Below are 1,817 nucleotides of genomic sequence, written 5' to 3' on the forward strand. Positions count from 1 at the left end.
CCGTCGGCCCCGCCGGCGGGCACGCGTCCTTGGCGCGGGGCGCGGGCGTACCGGTCCGGATCCCTCCCGCACGGCTCCGTCGGCGCGTCGTCGTGCGCGTCCCCGTTCACGCCCGAGGCGCCCCCGGGCTCGGCTTGTCCTGCTGGAGCAGTCCCGACTGGGCGATCAGATAGCCCAGTTGGGCACGGCTGCCGCTGCCGAGGAGGGCGGCGAGCTTGGCGATGTGGGCGCGGCAGGTACGGACGTTCATGCCGAGACGGCGGGCGATGGCCTCGTCCACGTGGCCCTCGACGAGGAGCTTGGCGATGGAGTGCTGGATGTCGGTGATGCCGCCGGGAGCGGTCTCGTAGGGCGCTCCGGCGCTCAGCGGCACCGACCGGCTCCACATGAACTCGAACACCTTGATCAGGTACCGGACGAGACCCGGCTGACGCAGCTCGAGGGCGACCTGCTGGTCGTCACGGGTGGGGATGAAGGCGACGGACTCGTCGCACACGATGAGGCGCTCCACCACCTCGTCGATGGTGCGGTACTCCGCCTTGCCGTTGGCGAGCTGCTCCACGTAGGCCCGTTTCTGCGGGCTGTAGCGGGCGGTGTGCTGGTACAGCGTCCGGATCCGCACGCCCCGCTCGACGAGGGGCTTGTCCCGTTCCAGTCCCTGCAGGAGGCTCCGCTCGGAGAAGCGGTCGTCACTGGGCTGGATGGTGAGCATCTCGGTCCGGCACTGGGAGGTCGCCAGGTTGAGCGCGGCGTTGATCCGGTCCCCGCCCTCCAGCACGGTGATCGAGAGGTCGCTGGGCATCTCCCGCACGCCCAGCGTCATGAACGGTTCGAACGCGTCCGTGAGCTGGAGGGACAGCCGCCGGCGCTCCGCGATGTCGCGCTCGATCGGATGGAGGCGCTGGGCCAGCGCGACCGTCGGAGGCACCGGCAGCAGGAGGTTCCGGTCGTCCGGATCCGGCTTGAGGAGGTCGAGTTCGGCCAGGCACGGGGCCTCCTCGGCGTCCTCGCGCGTGACCCTCCCCCTGCGCAGAGCCGTCGCATAGAGTCGGCCGCCGGCATCGCACAGCTCGGTCACCGAGTGGGGATGAGTCGCCTTAGTCGCATTTGTCACGAGATCTCCACCCCCCAGGGTCCTGAATATGCAGGAACATGATGCACTGATTGTGTGGCCATGATGTGTTCGAATGAGCCATCGTCTTACCTGACGGGGGACCGAGGAGACTGACACGTGAGGACGAAGCCGACCATGCGCAAGAGACTGCTTCGCTCGGTGCTTGCTGCTGCTCTCTCTGCCGTTGCAGCTTTCGGAGCGCTGAGCGGTCATTCCGACGCGAAGGGCGACACGACCGCCGACAGTCACTGGCCGGCGATCGTCGTGGACTCGGGGCGCTGAAGTGACCACTCCACCCGACGACCGATCTTTTCGCAGGGAGATGGCGACCGCCTACCGGTCCGGTTGGCACTTCATCGACCTGGTCACCGCCATCCCCCACAGCGGTGACTCCCTGATGGTGACCGTGTTCGGTGAACCGGTCGTCGTCACGCGCGACGAGGACCAGGACGTACGGGCGTACCGGTGCCTGCGAAGGCCCCGGGGAGCGCCGCAGCCCGTGCGGTGTGCCATCCGGTACGGAATGATCTTTGTGAACCTGGATCAACGGGACCACGAGCAGGCGGAGTCCGACTCCCCCGCTCCCCGGACCATCTCGGCCACCCCCCGCAGTGCCTGACGCGATTCCCCCGTCGTAAAAGATCGCGCAGGTGCTTCCCCCGGCAGTGGCGTCACCGTGACCTGAACACGGTGACGCCACTGC

Annotated in this window: 2 protein-coding genes; one reads left to right on the top strand and one right to left on the bottom strand. The window is 68.2% G+C overall.

Features of this window, described 5'->3' with window-relative positions:
• Nucleotides 1–106: 106 nt before the first annotated feature.
• Nucleotides 107–1,114, bottom strand: a complete 1,008-nt coding sequence (locus AOK18_RS23780) for a helix-turn-helix domain-containing protein (RefSeq protein ID WP_240503290.1) — start codon at nucleotides 1,112–1,114, stop codon at nucleotides 107–109.
• A 283-nt stretch (nucleotides 1,115–1,397) separates the two neighbouring features.
• On the opposite strand from AOK18_RS23780, the gene AOK18_RS23785 reads away from it, so the two are divergent.
• The gene (locus AOK18_RS23785; protein WP_074995002.1) at nucleotides 1,398–1,733 is read left to right on the top strand and encodes a Rieske (2Fe-2S) protein; all 336 of its coding nucleotides are present in this window, start codon (nucleotides 1,398–1,400) and stop codon (nucleotides 1,731–1,733) included.
• The last annotated feature ends 84 nt before the right edge of the window (nucleotides 1,734–1,817 follow it).

This window comes from Streptomyces prasinopilosus (assembly GCF_001419695.1).
Classification (GTDB): domain Bacteria; phylum Actinomycetota; class Actinomycetes; order Streptomycetales; family Streptomycetaceae; genus Streptomyces; species Streptomyces prasinopilosus.